General features: G+C 35.3%; 14 protein-coding genes and 2 tRNA genes. 15 read left to right on the top strand and 1 reads right to left on the bottom strand.

Features of this window, described 5'->3' with window-relative positions:
• Positions 1-18: 18 nt before the first annotated feature.
• The 12 genes from HMPREF0072_RS00185 to hisS all read left to right on the top strand — a co-directional run bounded on the left by HMPREF0072_RS00185 (position 19) and on the right by hisS (position 12,395).
• Complete coding sequence (locus HMPREF0072_RS00185; RefSeq protein WP_004826570.1) at positions 19-465, top strand: MarR family winged helix-turn-helix transcriptional regulator; 447 nt, start codon at positions 19-21, stop codon at positions 463-465.
• Entirely contained in the window at positions 453-2,216 is a 1,764-nt protein-coding gene (locus HMPREF0072_RS00180; RefSeq protein ID WP_004826567.1) for an ABC transporter ATP-binding protein, read from the top strand. Before HMPREF0072_RS00185 ends, HMPREF0072_RS00180 begins: the two co-directional genes overlap by 13 nt.
• Positions 2,209-4,077 carry an ABC transporter ATP-binding protein gene (locus HMPREF0072_RS00175; RefSeq protein WP_004826564.1) on the top strand — a complete coding sequence of 623 codons (1,869 nt, stop codon included), beginning with the start codon at positions 2,209-2,211 and terminating at the stop codon, positions 4,075-4,077. Before HMPREF0072_RS00180 ends, HMPREF0072_RS00175 begins: the two co-directional genes overlap by 8 nt.
• Positions 4,078-4,142: 65 nt before the next feature.
• A complete protein-coding gene (locus HMPREF0072_RS00170; protein ID WP_039930900.1) occupies positions 4,143-4,817 on the top strand; it encodes a response regulator transcription factor in 675 nt (224 codons plus the stop codon).
• The gene (locus tag HMPREF0072_RS00165; RefSeq protein ID WP_004826560.1) at positions 4,804-5,745 is read left to right on the top strand and encodes a sensor histidine kinase; all 942 of its coding nucleotides are present in this window, start codon (positions 4,804-4,806) and stop codon (positions 5,743-5,745) included. The genes HMPREF0072_RS00170 and HMPREF0072_RS00165 overlap by 14 nt, the downstream gene beginning before the upstream one ends.
• A gap of 80 nt (positions 5,746-5,825) precedes the next feature.
• The gene (locus tag HMPREF0072_RS00160) at positions 5,826-6,584 is read left to right on the top strand and encodes an ABC transporter ATP-binding protein (RefSeq protein WP_211204214.1); all 759 of its coding nucleotides are present in this window, start codon (positions 5,826-5,828) and stop codon (positions 6,582-6,584) included.
• Complete coding sequence (locus HMPREF0072_RS00155; protein WP_004826557.1) at positions 6,571-8,490, top strand: FtsX-like permease family protein; 1,920 nt, start codon at positions 6,571-6,573, stop codon at positions 8,488-8,490. The genes HMPREF0072_RS00160 and HMPREF0072_RS00155 overlap by 14 nt, the downstream gene beginning before the upstream one ends.
• Before the next feature lie 107 nt (positions 8,491-8,597).
• A complete protein-coding gene (locus HMPREF0072_RS00150; protein ID WP_004826554.1) occupies positions 8,598-9,929 on the top strand; it encodes an MATE family efflux transporter in 1,332 nt (443 codons plus the stop codon).
• Positions 9,930-10,156: 227 nt separating this feature from the next.
• Positions 10,157-10,231, top strand: a tRNA-Gly gene (locus tag HMPREF0072_RS00145).
• Between the two features lie 11 nt (positions 10,232-10,242).
• A tRNA-Cys gene (locus tag HMPREF0072_RS00140) sits at positions 10,243-10,316 on the top strand.
• Positions 10,317-10,358: 42 nt separating this feature from the next.
• Positions 10,359-11,033 (top strand): DUF6873 family GME fold protein, encoded by a 675-nt coding sequence (locus tag HMPREF0072_RS00135; RefSeq protein WP_004826552.1) that lies wholly within the window; start codon positions 10,359-10,361, stop codon positions 11,031-11,033.
• A gap of 75 nt (positions 11,034-11,108) precedes the next feature.
• Positions 11,109-12,395, top strand: a complete 1,287-nt coding sequence (hisS, locus tag HMPREF0072_RS00130) for a histidine--tRNA ligase (RefSeq protein ID WP_004826550.1) — start codon at positions 11,109-11,111, stop codon at positions 12,393-12,395.
• Positions 12,396-12,464: 69 nt separating this feature from the next.
• On the opposite strand, the gene HMPREF0072_RS00125 is transcribed toward hisS, so the two are convergent.
• On the bottom strand, positions 12,465-13,889 hold the full coding sequence (locus tag HMPREF0072_RS00125) for a D-lactate dehydrogenase (RefSeq protein WP_004826548.1): 1,425 nt from the start codon (positions 13,887-13,889) through the stop codon (positions 12,465-12,467).
• 394 nt (positions 13,890-14,283) lie between these two features.
• Between HMPREF0072_RS00125 and HMPREF0072_RS00120 the strand changes: the two genes are divergently transcribed.
• The 3 genes from HMPREF0072_RS00120 to HMPREF0072_RS00110 are packed head-to-tail and all read left to right on the top strand — an operon-like array spanning position 14,284 to position 17,259.
• Positions 14,284-15,420: an acyl-CoA dehydrogenase gene (locus HMPREF0072_RS00120; protein WP_004826546.1), complete on the top strand. Its 1,137-nt coding sequence runs from the start codon at positions 14,284-14,286 to the stop codon at positions 15,418-15,420.
• 18 nt (positions 15,421-15,438) lie between these two features.
• Positions 15,439-16,248 carry an electron transfer flavoprotein subunit beta/FixA family protein gene (locus tag HMPREF0072_RS00115; RefSeq protein WP_004826544.1) on the top strand — a complete coding sequence of 270 codons (810 nt, stop codon included), beginning with the start codon at positions 15,439-15,441 and terminating at the stop codon, positions 16,246-16,248.
• Positions 16,249-16,257: 9 nt separating this feature from the next.
• Complete coding sequence (locus HMPREF0072_RS00110) at positions 16,258-17,259, top strand: electron transfer flavoprotein subunit alpha/FixB family protein (protein WP_004826543.1); 1,002 nt, start codon at positions 16,258-16,260, stop codon at positions 17,257-17,259.
• Positions 17,260-17,416: the final 157 nt, after the last annotated feature.

Below are 17,416 nucleotides of genomic sequence, written 5' to 3'. Positions count from 1 at the left end.
TTTAGAGAAAGAGGGTTTATGAATTATGATCCAATATTCTCTATTTTTTCTTTGCTAAGGTGTGCCAGTGGTATGAGTAGGGAGAGGGCAAAGTTTTATGGTCTAAATGACTTGGAGACTATTATCTTAATCCACATTGGTCTTTTGGAAAATCCAACCCAAAAAAGTATCTCAGAAAAACTTAGGGCTCCTAAACAGACTATCAACAATGTAATCAAGGCCCTTGAAGATGATGGTCTTATTGAGCTAATCCAAGATGAAAGTGACAAGAGGATTAGGATTTTGAGGTTGACTACTAAGGGCAAGAAAAATAGGGATGAAAAGTTAAGGCCGATTATTGAAGCCAATAAAAAAATGTACGAGAGATTGGGCGATGAAAAGGTGAAGGAGATAAGCGATGCTCTTAAGATTTTGATTGATTCAATCAAGGAAGATTTTGAGAAGGAGGATGAATGGAAAGTATAAAAGAATTTTACAAGTCCTTTACCTATATCAAGAGGTATTTGGGAGAATTTAAGAAAAATCGAAATATTTCAAGGATTTATACCAGCCTTGAAACCATCTTAGAGCTTGCTATTCCAGCTATTATGGGCATGACCCTTAATGAAGCTGTCAAGGGTCAAGATTTGGGACTTGCAATCAAGTATGGACTTTTGATGGTTGTTTTATCTTTAATTACTATGTTTTGTGGTATGCAGGCAACTAAGAATGCTGGTATTGCCTCGTCTGGTATGGGTCATAATGCAAGGCTTGCCCAGTTTGAAAATATTCAGAGATTTTCTTTTGAGGACTTGGATTATTTTGGGGTGCCTTCGCTTTTGACAAGGTTGTCGTCTGACACTCAGCAGCTGACTTTTTCAATGTTTGTTTCAACCAGGTTTGTAATTAAGACTGTAGCAATGGCTATAGTGGCCTTTGTTTTGGCTCTTAAGTCTAGCCTAAAATTGTCACTTATATTTTTAGTGGCAGTTCCAGTTTTGTTTGCCCTTCTGATGGGTCTTACTACCTATGCTATTCCTAAATTTAGGAAGGCGAGGTTTCAATATGACAAGCTTAACCTAGTTGTAGAGGAAAATCTTAAAAATATGCGTGTGATCAAGGCATTTTTTAGGAAGAGATATGAGCTTGATAAGTTTGGCATCCAAAACGAAAAGATGTTTGAATACGCAGACGGATCTCAAGGGCCAATGTCTCTTGTCTTTCCCCTTGCCAATGTAGTTTTGTTTGCTACTTTTGTGGGCATTACCTATTTTGGTGGGATTGAAATCATCGAAGGAAGACTACAAGTAGGCGACCTTGTTGCCTTTAATATGTATGCAACAATGCTTTTAGGTGCCTTTATCGGAATGAGCATGGTTCTTACTATGTTCATGTCAGCTTCCCCTGGTATTACAAGGGTTGTGGAAGTGATTAGTAGAGTGCCTTCAATGGATAATGATGAAAAAATTGAAGGTCTTAAATTAGAAGATGGATCAATTGATTTTGACAATGTTTCCTTTAAGTATGAAGAAGATTCGGCTTCCTACCAGCTTGAAAATATAAATCTCCACATCAAAAGTGGGGAGGCTATTGGGATTTTGGGGCCTACAGGATCATCGAAATCAACCCTAGTCCAGCTGATACCAAGGCTTTATGATATAAGCAAAGGGGCACTTAAAGTGGGAGGTCATCCGGTGGAGACCTATGACCTTAAAACTTTGCGTGATGATGTGGCGATTGTCCTTCAAAAAAACACCCTCTTTTCAGGCTCTATCGCCGATAACCTCAGGTGGGGTGATGATGAGGCGGCTATGGAAGAAATAGAGCTTGCAGCCAAGATTTCTCAGGCCGATGACTTTGTAAGAAATCGCCACGATGGCTATGAATCAGTCCTTGGTCAAGGTGGAACAGGTGTGTCTGGTGGCCAAAAACAAAGGCTAACCATTGCCCGTGCCCTTCTTAAAAAACCAAAAATCCTAATTATGGACAATTCCACTTCAGCAGTTGATACTAAGACCGAAACAGCAATCATCGATGGAATTAACAAGTATAACAAGGATTTGACAAAAATAATTATTTCCCAGAGGGTGTCTTCATTCAAGTATGTAGACAGGATTATAGTTATGAACGAAGGAAAAATCGAAGCAGTTGGTTCTCACGACGAGCTTTATGCGACCAACAGAGTTTACAGGGAGACTGTCGATATCCAAGAGCAAGGAGGTGGAGATAATGACTAATGATTACAAGATGAATGACAAATCCTATAGGAGAAAAGTTTCATTTTCGTCTATAGGAAGGCTTTTATCCTATCTTTTTGCTTATAGGTGGCAGATGATTTTGATTGTAGTTTGCGTAATAGTATCAGCTCTCACCCAGATTTGGGGAGTAAATATGCTCCAGCCAATTATTGATTCTTATATCTTAAAATCAGACGTGGCTGGCCTTAAAAGAGCATCGCTTCAAATGGGAGCTATCTACGCCGTTTCCGCCCTTACTTCCTTTATATATTCAAGGCTCATGGTCAGGGTTGGAGAAAGATCAATTAGAAATATCAGGATTGAACTTTTTGACAAAGTCCAAAAGATGCCAATAGGATTTTTTGATACCAACAAGCACGGTGAGATTATGTCAAGGTTTACAAATGATACTGACGTTCTTAGTCAGGCCTTGGCAAATACTGTTCCAACCATAGTTAGGGCAGCAATTATGCTTGTGGGTACAATTCTTGTCATGTTTAAATTAAGTTTTAACCTGACCTTTACAATGCTCATTGGCCTTACAATCTTAATTCCAATTTTATCAAGGATTATCTATAAGTCTTCGACCTCCTTTAGAGAAGGCCAGGGGCATATATCAAGCCTTCAAGGATTTTCTGAAGAAACCCTATCTGGACAAAAAGTTGTAAAAGTTTTTTCAAGAGAAGAAAAAATCCTCGACACTTTTAGAAATAAGACTGAGGAAGTAAGGATTGCTTTTACCCGTGCCAATACCTATGCTGGTAGGATGATGCCATTTTTGCTAAATATGGTAAATATTCTTTATGCTGCTATTACCGTTTACGGGGTCTATATCACTATCAATGGAGATATGACTGTCGGAGTTTTGGCAGCCTTTTTATCAAATATAAGGCAAATTCAAAATCCTATTGTGAATGTTAGCCAACAGGCCAACGCAGTTTTCCAAGCTATGGCAGGGGCTGATAGGATTTTTGAAATAATTGATATGCCAATAGAGAAAGATACAGGTTTTATCGAACTTGTCCACGCTGTGGAAAATGCCGACGGCTCTGTGACAGAGTGTAATGACCTAACAGGTAGCTACGCCTGGATGTGGGATGATGGCGATAGAAAACACTACAAGATGCTCGAAGGCAGACTGGAGTTTAAGCACGTTGACTTTTCCTATGACGGCAAAAATCAAATTCTTAAGGATATTTCATTTTATGCAGAACCAGGAGAAAAGATTGCCTTTGTCGGCTCAACCGGAGCGGGAAAGACAACTATTACCAATGTCATCACTAGGTTTTATGAAATTGATAATGGATCAATTATGGTAGACGGTATTGATATTAGGGATATCAAAAAAGATTCCCTAAGACGTGCCTTTGGTATGGTCCTCCAAGAAGTAAACCTCTTTACAGACACCATTGAGGGCAATATCAAGTATGGTAGGCTAAGGGCAAGCGATGAAGAAGTCAAGGCTGCGGCGAGACTATCTGGTGCAGACTCCTTTATAAAAAGGCTTCCAGAAAAATATGACACCGAAATAAAAGGTGACGGATCCAGCCTATCAGACGGTCAAAACCAGCTAATCTCAATCTCAAGGGCAGCTATCGCAGAGCCTCCGATGCTTATACTTGATGAGGCGACCTCATCTATTGATACGGCCACAGAAAAAGATGTCACAGAAGCAATGGATAAGCTAATGACAGGTTCAACTTCGATAGTTATAGCCCACAGGCTTTCAACCATCCAAAATTCTGACGTAATTATGGTAATGGAAGACGGAAGGATAATAGAACGAGGAAACCATGACAAATTAATAAAAGAAAAGGGAACCTACTGGCAATTATATACCGGTAAGTTGGAACTTGATTAACTCACAGCCTCTCATCCAAATTAGGAATGGGAGGTTTTTGTGTTATAATAATTTTAGGAGATTTTATGTTTAAGATATTTGTGGTTGACGATAGCCAGATAATTTCAGAAAAATTAAAAAATGAACTTGAGAAATGGGGATTTGAAGTTATTCTTGCAGAAGATTTTGAGAGGGTTTTTGACACCTTTAAAGGTGAAAAGCCGGACCTTGTAGTCATGGATATTGGTCTACCTTTTTATGATGGGTATTTTTGGACAAGAAAAATTCGTGATATCTCAAATGTGCCAATAATATTTTTATCCTCAAAGGAAGATACCATGAATAAAATCATGGCCATGGAAATGGGAGCTGATGACTTTGTGAGTAAACCCTTTGAAATAGACCTTCTACTTGCCAAAATAAAGGCGATTTTAAGAAGGGCCTATGATTATAAGGAAAATCTGTCAAGACTTGAAATTAGGGGCCTTATCCTAGATTTAAAGTCCATGACCGTTAGCGTTGGAGAAAACAGTCTAGACCTTTCTAAAAATGAATTTAAAATTTTGGAGACTCTTATGGTAAATAAGGGAAATGTTGTTTCTAGAGAAAAGCTAATGACAAGTCTCTGGTCCACAGATATTTACATCGACGATAATACCCTAACAGTTAATATTTCTAGGCTAAGAAAGTCTTTAGCAGGGCTTGGGATAGGAGATTTTATAAAAACCAAGCAGGGATACGGTTATTATGTTGAAGCTTAAAAATTTTTTGAAGGAAAATAAGGTATCTTTTATTTTCTTTTTTATTATTAGCCTTACTTATTTGTTGGTTTTCATAAGTTTCAACCTAGAAAAATTCCCAATAATTTATGGTTTTTTGATAAGCTTTTTTATTTTTTTAGCCTATTTTCTCTATAAGTATTTTAACCAAACTGAGTCAACCTTTGTAGAAATTTCAAAAAATCCAAGCCAGAGGGAAAAGATAATCTTAGATGAATTAGAGAATATCAATAAAAAATACAAAGACCTATTACTTGCCTATAATGAAATTGAAGGCGACCTTAGGGATTTTTATGGCCTATGGATTCATGAAATAAAAACTCCTATTGCTGAAAACAAGCTGATTTTAGCTGATAATCAGCCAGACCTTGACCTACTTAAGAAAAATAACAAGAGAATTGAAGATTATTTAAACATTCTCCTTGGCTTTATAAGATACAATTCAAAAACCAATGACTATATATTTAAGGAAGTAAGAATTGAGCCTATAGTTAAAGAAATTATTAGGGAAAAGTCTTACGATTTTATTTCCAAAAAAATTAGCTTGGGTGTGGGCGACCTTGGATTTATGACTGTGAGTGATGAAAAATGGCTAGGTTTTATTATTGGTCAGCTTTTAAACAATGCTTTGAAATACACTCCAGAAGCTGGCAAGATAAAAGTATATTTTGAGAAAAATTTCCTCATTATAGAGGATAATGGGATTGGAATTAAGACCAGCGACTTACCTAGGATTTTTGAAATGGGTTATACAGGTGAAAATGGCAGGAAACTTGGTTCTTCAACTGGCCTTGGCCTTTATCTTGTAAAATCTATAGGTAAGGATTTAAATTTGGATATAAAAATCGAATCAGAAGAGGGGAAATTTACAAAAATCATGATATCTTTCCCAAAACTTACAAAATTGTAAGAAAAGAAGTCTCTTTGTAAGCTAGGCAAAGGGACTTATTTTTATAAAGCCTTTATAATTATATTATGAGAGGTGAAAATATGTTAGAAATAAAAAACTTAAGAAAAATTTATAAGGAAAATACAGCAAATGCTGTGACTGCCCTAAAGGATGTGAATTTGAAAGTTCAAAACGGAGATTTCCTAGCCATCATGGGCGAGTCTGGATCAGGAAAGACTACACTTTTGAATATCATTTCCCTTATTGATAAGGAAACTAGCGGACAAATTTTACTTGATGACAAGGAAATCCTATCCTTATCTGATAAGGAAAAGTCAGATTTTAGGAGGGATAATTTTGGCTATATTTTCCAAGATTTTAATCTTTTGGATAATTTTGATGTGAGGGAAAATATTCTTTTGCCCCTTGTTTTAAGAGAAGAAAATCCAGAAGATTTTGAAGATAAGCTTATGCCTATTGTTAATAAGCTTGGAATTGCTGAACTCTTAAATAAGTATCCGGCAGAAATATCTGGTGGCCAAAAGCAAAGAGTGGCTGTAGCGAGGGCCTTAATTATAAGGCCAAAAATAATATTAGCAGATGAACCTACAGGCCAACTCGATTCCTCATCTAGCGAAGATTTGCTAAAGTATTTTGAAAAAATAAACGCCGAGAAAAACACAATTCTTATGGTGACCCACTCAAATATTGCAGCTTCTTTTGCTAAAAGAGTCCTTTTTATCAGAGATGGCAAGATTTTCAATGAAATTTATAAGGCAGATGACAGCAGAGATCAGTTTTATAAAAGAATTTCAGACTCACTAAACTTTTTAAGGGCGGCAAAGAATGAAACTCACTAAGCGCCTTGCCCTAGATGGGATTAGAAAAAATAAGGAAGTCTATCTGCCATATATTTTGATTTATGCCTTTATGGTTTTTAGCTTTTCTTCGATTTTACTTTTGATAAATGCAGATTCTTTAAGGCAGTTTTATAGCATGACCAGCCTTAGATTAGTGCTTGAAATTGCTAAATATGTTATGGGAATATTTTCTCTGATATTTTTATACTATTCAGATGGCTATCTTTTAAACAAAAGACTAAAGGAAATATCCCTCTATGCGATTTTGGGCCTTGATAAAAAACATCTATCAAAAATCTTGGCCTTAGAATCTTTGATAATATCAGCTTTGGGATATTTAATTGGTATAATCTCTGCAACAGTTATATATAAATTGCTAGAAACAATTTTTTTGAAGCTTATGCTAATGGAAGGAAATTTCTACCTAAGTTTTGCAAAAGATGCCTATATAATTAGCTTCTTGGTTTTTGCAGGAATTTCCCTACTAATTTTATTGACTAGGATTATAAAAATAAAAAGAAAATCAATCCTAGATTTATTTAAGGAAGAAAAGACCTTTAAAAGGCCTAGGGGTATGGTTTTAAGTGCGTTTGTATCATTAATTCTGCTTGGGTATGGATATTACTTAGCCCAAACTATAAACAATCCTTTAAAGGCCCTTAGCTACTTTTTCTTGGCAGTTGTCCTTGTAATGATAGGAACATTCTTCCTTTTCTCATCACTTTCAATAGTGATTTTAAAATTGATGAAGGCTTCCAAATCTTATTACAAGACTGAAAAATTTATCTCAGTTTCAAGCCTAATTTTTAGATTAAGATCAAATGCCAAGGGCCTTGCTTCAATTACAATCATGTCTACAGCTGCCATTATTTTATTATCATCAGCCATAGCTCTTTATAGGAGTGTTGAAGATGTAGCAAACAGGCAATATCCAAGAGCTGTGGGCCTTGCTTCTGTTGATGAATATTCAATAGACCAGGTTAAAAAAATTATCAAAGAAAATGATTTAGAGGCAAAAAATATTCAAGATTACAAGGCGGTCTTTGCCTTTGAAAAAGATGGCAAAAATTTTAATACAAGCAAAGAATCTTATGTCTTTGACAATGCAAACTCTCTTGACGATAAGGCTATGGGAATACTTGTGGAAGTCAATGATGGATCAATACCAGAAGCTTTGGATTTAAAAGATGGGGAGTTTTTGCTTTATAAAAATCCTAAGTTGGCTGATATTTCAGACCTTGAACTTAACGGCAAAAAATTAAAGAAAAAGGCAGATATTAAAGACTATCCATATAAAAATTCTGGAAAGAATTCGTTATTGTCCTACATGTTTGATTTTTATTATCTAATAGTTAAAAAATTGGATAAAAACCTAAGTATAGATGATAATAAAATAGTTCATGTATATAATTTCGATTTGAACGATGAGGATATGGCGATTTTTAGGGAGAAAACTAAGGATGTCCAAAATGAATTTGGCATAGGCTTTCATGATTATTGTGTCTTAGAAGGCTACAAACTATACGGTGCAATATTTTTCGTAGGAATCTTTCTTGGCTTAATTTTTATGGTTGCAACAGGATTGATAATTTATTATAAGCAAATCCAAGAGGGTTTTGCCGATAGAAATAAATACCAAAGTCTAAGGAAATTAGGAATTGGAGAAGGAAAAATCAAAAAAACTATAGACAAGCAAGTTCTGGTATTTTTCTTCCTACCTTTGATAGTTGCAGGCATCCATGTAGGCTTTGCCTTTAAGATGATTTCAAAAATCTTTGTCATGTTAGGATGCGTAAATGAATCTATAAAGATAACTTCCTTTATAATAGGATTTGTAATGTTTGCCCTTTTGTATCTCATTTATTACAAATTAAGTAGCAGGCAATACTATAAAATAATATCATAAAATTTCGACTCTCTTGAGTCGATTTTTTATTATAATGTTTATTTTTAAGTATTTTCTTGACCAAATAGGGGCTTAGAGTTATATTATATGTATCTTAAGGAGTGTTAATGAAAGAAAAATCGTTATTAAAGAGTTATTTAAAATATTTAATCCCGACCATCACGACCATGACCTTGTTTTCAACCTACACCATGGTGGATGGTATTTTTGTTGGGAGGGGCGTTGGCAGCGAGGGCTTGGCAGCTGTAAATATTTCTATGCCCTTTGTGACCCTTTCCTTTGCCTTTGCAATTTTAATTTCGATTGGGTCTTTAAACCTCATTGCCCACGAAAAGGGTAGGCAAAACAAGGAAGGTGCCGATGAATTTTTTAGTTTAGGCGTTGCTATTTCAGTAATCTTTGCCCTGGGTCTTTCGCTTGTAGGTTTTATTTTTATAAATCCCCTTGTAAGATTTTTGGGCGCAGAAGGCCACATGGTAGAAATGGTAAAGGAATACCTCTCTATTATAATTTTCTTTTTGCCTTTTTATCTTACTTCCTATGTGTTTGAAATTATGGTAAAGGCAGATGGGAGGCCATCCCTTACGACTATTCTTATGCTGATGTCTGCTCTTACAAATGTAGTTCTTGACTATATTTTTATTTTTAAATTTCATTGGGGATTGTGGGGAGCGGCTGTGGCGACAGGTTTGGCCCAGACTATACCTACTATTGGCTATTTGATTTATTTTTTATCGCCTAAGTCTTATTTGAAATTTAGAAAATTTAGGATAAAGGACTTTATGTTTAAGGAAATTTTTTCCTATGGCTTTCCTGCATCTTTATCAGAGCTTTCGACAGGCTTTTGTATTTTGGTTTTTAACCTTGCTATTGGAAGACTCTACGGAGAAGTTGGGCTTGCAGCCTTTTCTGTAATCGCCTATGTCATGACTTTTGTCGTAAACACTATGCTTGCCATAAACCAGTCTAGCCAACCACTTTTGGGTTTTTATTATGGGGCAAAAGAATACGATAAGATACCGATAATTAGAAAATATATGATAAGGTCTGTTGCCGTCCTATCCTTACTGATGGTGGGCGCCATAGAATTTTGGCCGGAATTTTTTATAAATATATTTTTGACTGATGTATCAGCTGATTTCATGATCTTTGCATCAAAGTCGCTCAGGATTTTTGCTATTAGTTTTTTAATCCTAGGCTTTAATATTACAAATGGTGGTTATCTCACATCTGTTGGTAAACCAAGGTTTGATTTTATAATCACCATCCTTAGGGGCTACTTGTTTGTAACTATTTTTGCTTACCTTGTTACAATTTTTATGCCAAAAGAAATGATATGGTATGTTTTAATAGGCTCAGACTTCCTAACCATGGTCATATCTATTTTCTTGATAAAAGAAGAATTAAATGAATTGAAAAAGGCAAGGCAGGTCCACTAGGATTTGGCCTTGCTTTTAGGTTTTGAAAATTTAATCTTTGCTAATAATTGCCAAAAACCAAGGGCGGGTTTTTATATGTTTAGCTTAAATAAAACTTGACAAGTTTGGTCTTCTCGCTTATAATATAAAAGTAAGCTTAAGGGTAAAGAGCTTCCTAGCTTATAAAAAAATTAAAAAACATAAATTTTATCTTTACAAAAATATAAAAAATGTTATAATAAACTTATGCGGATGTGGCTCAGTGGTAGAGCATCGCCTTGCCAAGGCGAGGGTCGCGAGTTCGAATCTCGTCATCCGCTCCATTTTTTATTAAGGCGCCATAGCCAAGTGGTAAGGCAGAGGTCTGCAACACCTTTACCCCCAGTTCAAATCTGGGTGGCGCCTCCAAATTTATCCCCAGCCGGGGATTTTTTTATTGGGAGGATATTTATGTTAGTTATTTCCTACAAGGCAAGCGAAGAGTTTAAAAATTTTCTAAGAGCTAATGACTATTCATTTATACAAACAATAGCAAATCCAAATTTAGACCCTAGGATATGTGATCATCCGGACTTATCTTTGTTTAAACTTGATAATAATACTATTGTTATAGATGAGGGTGTATTTTCTTATTATGAGGAGAAATTGCCTGGTTATAAACTAATAAGGGGAGCAAGGGTAGGCCAGAATTATCCGAAAGATTCCCTTTATAATGTGGTTGGCTTTAAGGATTTTTATATCCACAATGATTTTACAGAAAAAAATATAGAAAATTTTTTTAGGGCTAAGAAGATTTCATTTTTGAAAGTTAACCAAGGCTATAGTAGGTGTTCTATAATACCACTTAAAAATTTTTTAATCACAAGTGATTTTGGAATTTATAAGGTCCTTAAGGATAAGGTAGCAATAGAGCTTGTAGATGAAGATTATGTCTACCTAGACGGCTTTGACAAGGGATTTTTGGGTGGCACTTGTGGTTTAGTAGGTAATAAATTAATTTTCACTGGAGATATAAGCGAGCATAAGGCTTATCAAAAAATAAAAGACATCTGTCAAAGGGAAAACATTGAAATAACTTATCCAAAAACAGCTTTAGTAGACCTTGGTTCTGTTATTGAAATATAGCTTGCCAGATGGGGGCTTTTTTATTGGCTAAAATATCGTATAATGTAGCTAACTAATAAGATATAGGAGCAAGATATGAAGATTGTAAAACCATCAACCATTGCTGGTGTTATGGAACTTTTGCCAGAAGACCAGTTGGCTTTTGATAGGATGAAAAATATTATAGAAGAAACTTTTAAAAAATTTCAATTTTTGCCAATTGATACCCCAGTCATAGAAAAAAATGAAATACTTTTTGCTAAGGGTGGGGGAGAAACTGAAAAACAAATCTATGAAATAGCATCGGAGACTCGTGATATGAGTTTGAGATTTGACCTAACAGTTCCACTCGCTAGGTATGTAGCTGAGCACTTTGCAGACCTAAATTTCCCCTTCAAACGCTATCACATAGCTAAAGTATATAGGGGTGAGAGAAATCAAAAAGGCCGCTACAGAGAATTTTACCAGTGCGACATAGATATTATTGGCCACAATAGCCTCGCTATAGCCAACGATGCTATCCCACCAAGAGTTATTTATGAAATTTTTAATAAGCTTGATACACCAGATGTCACTTTCAAGATTAATAATAGAAAGCTTTTAAATGGATTTTTAAATGCCTTGGATATCACCGATACCACTGATGTTCTTAGACTTATTGATAAAAAAGATAAGATAGGGATGGAAAATACAAAAAATGAGCTTTTGGAATTGGTTGATAACCAAAAAGCCGATAAAATTTTAGCCTTTATCGCATCAGACCTTAAAAATGAAGAACTTTTGGCGAGTTTAGATGATTTTGTGGATAATAACTTATATAGGGAAGGTCTTTGCGAATTAAAAACAGTCTATTCTTACATGATCCACCTTGGTATTCCAGATAAGAATATAAAAATAGACCCATCAATTACTAGGGGTCTTGATTATTATACAGGTACTGTCTACGAAACTTTTGTTAATGGCTATGAAAATATTGGATCTGTTTCTTCGGGTGGTAGGTATGAAAAACTTGCAGAAAATTTCTCTAAGCAAGCCCTACCAGGTGTTGGTATGTCAATAGGCCTTACCCGTTTATTTTACCAACTTAAAGAAATTGGCCTTGTTAATACTAATGAATCAAGACTTACAGATATTTTAATCATTCCAATGAGTGATGAAGAAAATTTCTACGCTATAGATATTTTAAATAAGCTCCACGAAGAAGGCAAGAGAGCTGATATTTACCTTGAAGGAGGTAAACTTAAAAAGAAATTCTCCTATGCTGACAAGGTTGGCGTGAAATATGCCTATATCATAGGTCAAAGTGAGAGGGAAGAAGGAAAAGTAACTATTAGAAATATGCAAACTGGTGAGCAAGAACTCGTAGATTTTGCAAATCTTTAAGGAAATTAAAAGAGCTTAGGTCCTAGGACTTAAGCTCTTTTGTTTTGTTTATAATTTTAAATAGTTTTTTTATTCAGCAGAAACAACTTTTCCTGGGTTTAGGATCATGTTTGGATCGAATACTTTCTTTATGCCTCTCATTAGGTCTGTATTTAGTTGGCCTTCGTATTCTTTTAGGTATTTAAGTTTACCGTGACCTACACCGTGTTCACCTGATAATTGTCCACCAAATTCATAAGCCTTAGCATAGATTTCTTCCATGAATTCATGAACTTGTTTGTTAAATTCATCAAGTTTATCTTCGTCGTTTGATACTGTGTAAATATGAAGGTTACCATCACCAGCGTGACCGAAAGATTGAACGTCAAAGTCATATTTTTCGCCGATTTCATTTACAAAGTTAATGAATGGTGCGATTTTGTTGATTGGAACAACTACGTCACATTCGTCGATGAGTTTGTATTGGCTGTTGATAGCCTCAAGGAAGGAGCTTCTTGCTGCCCAAGCATCTTTGATTGCACTTGGTGTATCAGCAACAAGTACATCTATTGCTCCGTTTTCTACTAATAATTCAGCAGCTTGTTCCATAAGAACATCAATTTCATCTTCATTATCGCCATCAAAGGTGATTAGTAGGTAAGCATTAACGTCTGTACCTTCTATATTCTTAGGGAAAGTTTCCTTACCAATGTATTTTTCAGAAGCAAGAATTATCTTTCTTTCCATAAATTCGATAGCTTGTGGTTTTAGATTAGCTCTGAATAATACTGGAACTGTAGCTATACATTCATCTAATGATTCAAAAGGAACTATAAGAGAGATAGTATGTTTTGCTTGAGGAACTATCTTAAGAGTTAATTCTGTGATGATACCAAGGGTTCCTTCAGAACCTACCATAAGGTCTTTTAGGGAATAACCTGTTGATGTTTTAGAAACAACAGCACCAAATCTTGTGATTTCACCTGTTGGAAGAACAACTTCCATAGCCCTTACGTAATCTCTTGTTGTACCGTATTTAACAGCTCTCATACCGCCTGCGTTTGTTGACACGTTACCACCAAGGGTAGCAAATTTTTCACCTGGATCAGGTGGATACATATATCCTTTAGTTAGGCAATCCTCAGCAAGGTCGTGTAAGTAAACGCCAGGTTGAACTCTAACAACTAGGTTATCAAGATCGTATTCAAGAATTTTGTTCATTCCTTGCATATCGATCATAACTCCACCGTTTATAGCAACGCCAGAACCTACAAGGCCAGAACCAGCACCACGAGCAAGAACTGGAATCTTGTACTCATTACATAGTTTCAGAATTTTTGAAACATCTTCTGTAGATTTAGCTGCAACTAGAACATCTGGTTGGTAAGAACCATAAATTGGCATCTCATCATGAGAAAAGTCTTCGTTAATTTGGTCTGCTGTAAAAACTTTTCCCTCTACACTCTCACTAAGCTTGTTAATGAATTCATCATTAACTTTGTTGTAAACTGTCATATTACCTCCTATAAAATAACATTTTCATTTACTTGTAATTAGATTATAACAAATAAATTAACAAAGTGCAAAAATAATGATTATTGGCAATAAACTTAATTATGTGAAATTGTAAGAAAACGATTGAACAAGGTCTTTTTTTAAGGTATAATCACGTTGAATGCTAGTAGGAGAAGAGGTTTTTGTTTAGTAATATTAATATTAAATATTGATTTTTAGTATTAATTACATTCTTGAAATAAAGAAATTATCTTCTGAAATAGTAGCTGCAAGGTCATTTCAAAAAAGACTTTGATTTTTATTTGACAATTGAGCAATTGATTGTTAAGATAATAACAGTAGGATAATAATTGTTAGGATAATGTATCCAAAGTCAAAATTATAAGGAGAGAAAATGTATAAATTAACTGAAGAACAATTAGAAATGCAAAAAATGTTTAGAGATTTCGCTGAAAAAGAAGTAGCTCCTATAGCTATCGAAATTGACGAAAATCACAGATTCCCAGAAGAAAACGTAGCCAAAATGCAAGAGCTAGGTTTCTTTGGTATTCCATTTGATGAAGAATACGGTGGAATCGGTCTAGATACACTTACATATATTTTATGTGTAGAAGAGCTTTCTAAAGCGTGCGCATCTACAGGTGTTATTGTTTCTGCTCACACATCTCTATGCGCTGACTGCATTAATAAATTTGGTAATGAAGAACAAAAAGAAAAATTCCTTACACCACTTGCTTCAGGTGAAAAACTTGGTGCCTTTGCTCTAACAGAACCAGATGCTGGTACAGATGCTTCAGGTCAAAAAACTGTAGCAGTTAAAGATGGTGATGAATATGTTCTTAATGGTTCAAAAATCTTTATCACAAACGCAGGTCATGCTGATACTTATGTAGTATTTGCAATGACAGATAAATCTCAAGGTACAAAAGGAATTTCTGCATTCATCGTAGAAAAAGGAACTCCTGGCTTTAACTTTGGTGCAAAAGAAGACAAGATGGGTATCAAAGCTTCTTCAACAATGGAATTAGTATTCCAAGATTGTAGAATACCTGCAGCTAACCTATTAGGCGAAGAAGGTAAGGGCTTTAAATATGCTATGCAAACACTTGACGGTGGTAGAATTGGTATAGCTGCTCAAGCACTTGGTATAGCTGAAGGTGCATTAAACAAAGCAATCAAATACGTTAAAGAACGTCAACAATTTGGTAGACCAATTGCTAAATTCCAAAATACACAATTCAAATTAGCTGAAATGGCTATAGATATAGAATCTGCTCGTCACTTAGTTTATAAAGCAGCAACACTAAAAGATGCTGGCGAAAGCTACACAGTTGCAGCAGCAGAAGCTAAACTTAAAGCAGCAAGAGTAGCTATGGATGTTACTACAAAGGCTGTTCAATTATTTGGTGGCTACGGCTATTCAAAAGAATATGAAGTTGAAAGAATGATGAGAGACGCTAAAATAACAGAAATCTACGAAGGTACTTCAGAGGTTATGTTAATGGTAGTTGGCGGTTCACTTTTAAGATAATATCGAAGGGAGATATATATGAATATATTCGTATGTGCTAAACAAGTTCCGGATACAAACGAAATCAAAATTGATCCGGTTACAAACACACTTATTAGAAAGGGCGTTCCAAGTATCCTTAATACTTACGATGCTTTCGCTTTAGAGCAAGCTCTAAGAATCAAAGATAAAGACCCAGAAGTTAAGATTACAGTAATCTCAATGGGACCTCCACAAGCAGATCAAATGCTAAGAGATTGTCTAGCAGTTGGTGCTGACAATGCTTACCTTGTAACTGACAAAAAATTTGGTGGTTCAGATACTCTCGCAACATCTTATATCCTATCAGAAGCTATCAAAAAAGTAGCTGAAACTGAAGGAAATCCTGACATGGTATTCTGTGGCCTACAAGCTATCGACGGTGATACAGCACAAGTAGGACCAGAACTTGCTGAACACTTAGGACTTCCACAAGTAACTTATGCTTATACAGCAGAGTTAAATGAAGAAGGACTTAAAGTTCTTAAAGAAGTTGAAGGTGGAGCTCAAGTCATCCAATCTGTTCTTCCAGCCCTAGTAACATTTACAAAATATGGCGATGAAGAATTAAGATATCCAAAAATCAAAAATAAATTAAAAGCTAAAAAAGCTTCTATTGGACAAATTACTTTTGAAGAACTTAAAGATAGCATAGATGAAACAGCTATAGGTCTAAAAGGTTCACCAACAAGAGTTAATAAATCTTATACTCCAACAGTTGAAAAAGTTGGCGAAATATTCGAAAATATGGAAGCTGGCGAAGCGGCAGATAAGCTTATAGCAGCTTTAGTTGATAAGAAGCTTATTTAAGGAGGGACTATGTCAGAAAATAAAAACCTATGGGTATTAGTTGAAACTAAAGAAGATGGATCAGCAGTTAATGTAGGCCTAGAATTATTAAATCCAGGCAGAAGAATGGCTGATGTTCTTGGTGGAAATTTAGTTGCTGTAATAATCGGAAAAGAAGTATCAAAAGCTAAAGAAGAAGTAAAAGACCACGGTGTTGATGCAATCATCACTTGCGAAGGCGATATTTATAAAGAATATAACACTGATGTATATGCAAATGCAGTATGCAAGCTTGTTGAAAAACACAACCCAAATACTATCCTAATCGGTGCTACTAACCAAGGTAGAGACTTAGGACCAAGAGTATCTTCAAGACTTCACACAGGTCTAACAGCTGACTGTACAGAACTTGATGTTGATGCTGAAACAGGAAATGTTCAATGGACAAGACCTGCCTTTGGTGGTAACTTAATGGCACAAATTCTATGCCCAGATTCAAGACCACAAATGGGTACTGTACGTCCAGGCGTATTCCCTAAAGAAGCTTTTGGTAGAAAAGATAATATAGAAGAAATCGAAGACAATATTGAATATACTGGTGATATCAGAACCAAGATTATTGATTTTATCGCAAGAGATGAAGGTGATGATGTTGATTTAGTTGGTGCAGAATTTATCGTATCAGGTGGACGTGGACTTGGAGATCCAAGTAACTTAAAGCTAGTAGAAGACTTAGCTGAAGCCTTAGGAGCAACTGTAGGTTCATCTCGTCCATTAGTAGATTCTGGATGGATTTCTCACTCTCACCAAGTTGGTCAATCAGGTAAAACTGTTGCACCAAAGGTATATATAGCAGTAGGTATTTCTGGAGCTATCCAACATATAGCTGGTATTAACGCATCAGATACAATTATTGCTATCAACAAGGACCCAGATGCACCTATTTTCGATGTAGCTGACTATGGTATTGTTGGTGACCTATTTGAAATTGTTCCTGCTTTAACAGAAAAGATTAAAGCAAGAAAAGGCTGAGATAAAAAATTAAACCACTATTTATATAAATAGTGGTTTTTCTTTTATACATAGTGGGGGAATAAGCCCATTAGTTGATTGAAAATCGTTTTTTGAAAATTGTTAAAATTTATACAAAAAAGATTGACAAAAAAATATCAACTGTTATAATAGAAGT

This window comes from Anaerococcus lactolyticus ATCC 51172 (assembly GCF_000156575.1).
Classification (GTDB): Bacteria; Bacillota; Clostridia; order Tissierellales; family Peptoniphilaceae; genus Anaerococcus; species Anaerococcus lactolyticus.
This window is presented reverse-complemented; position numbering and strand designations above follow the sequence as displayed.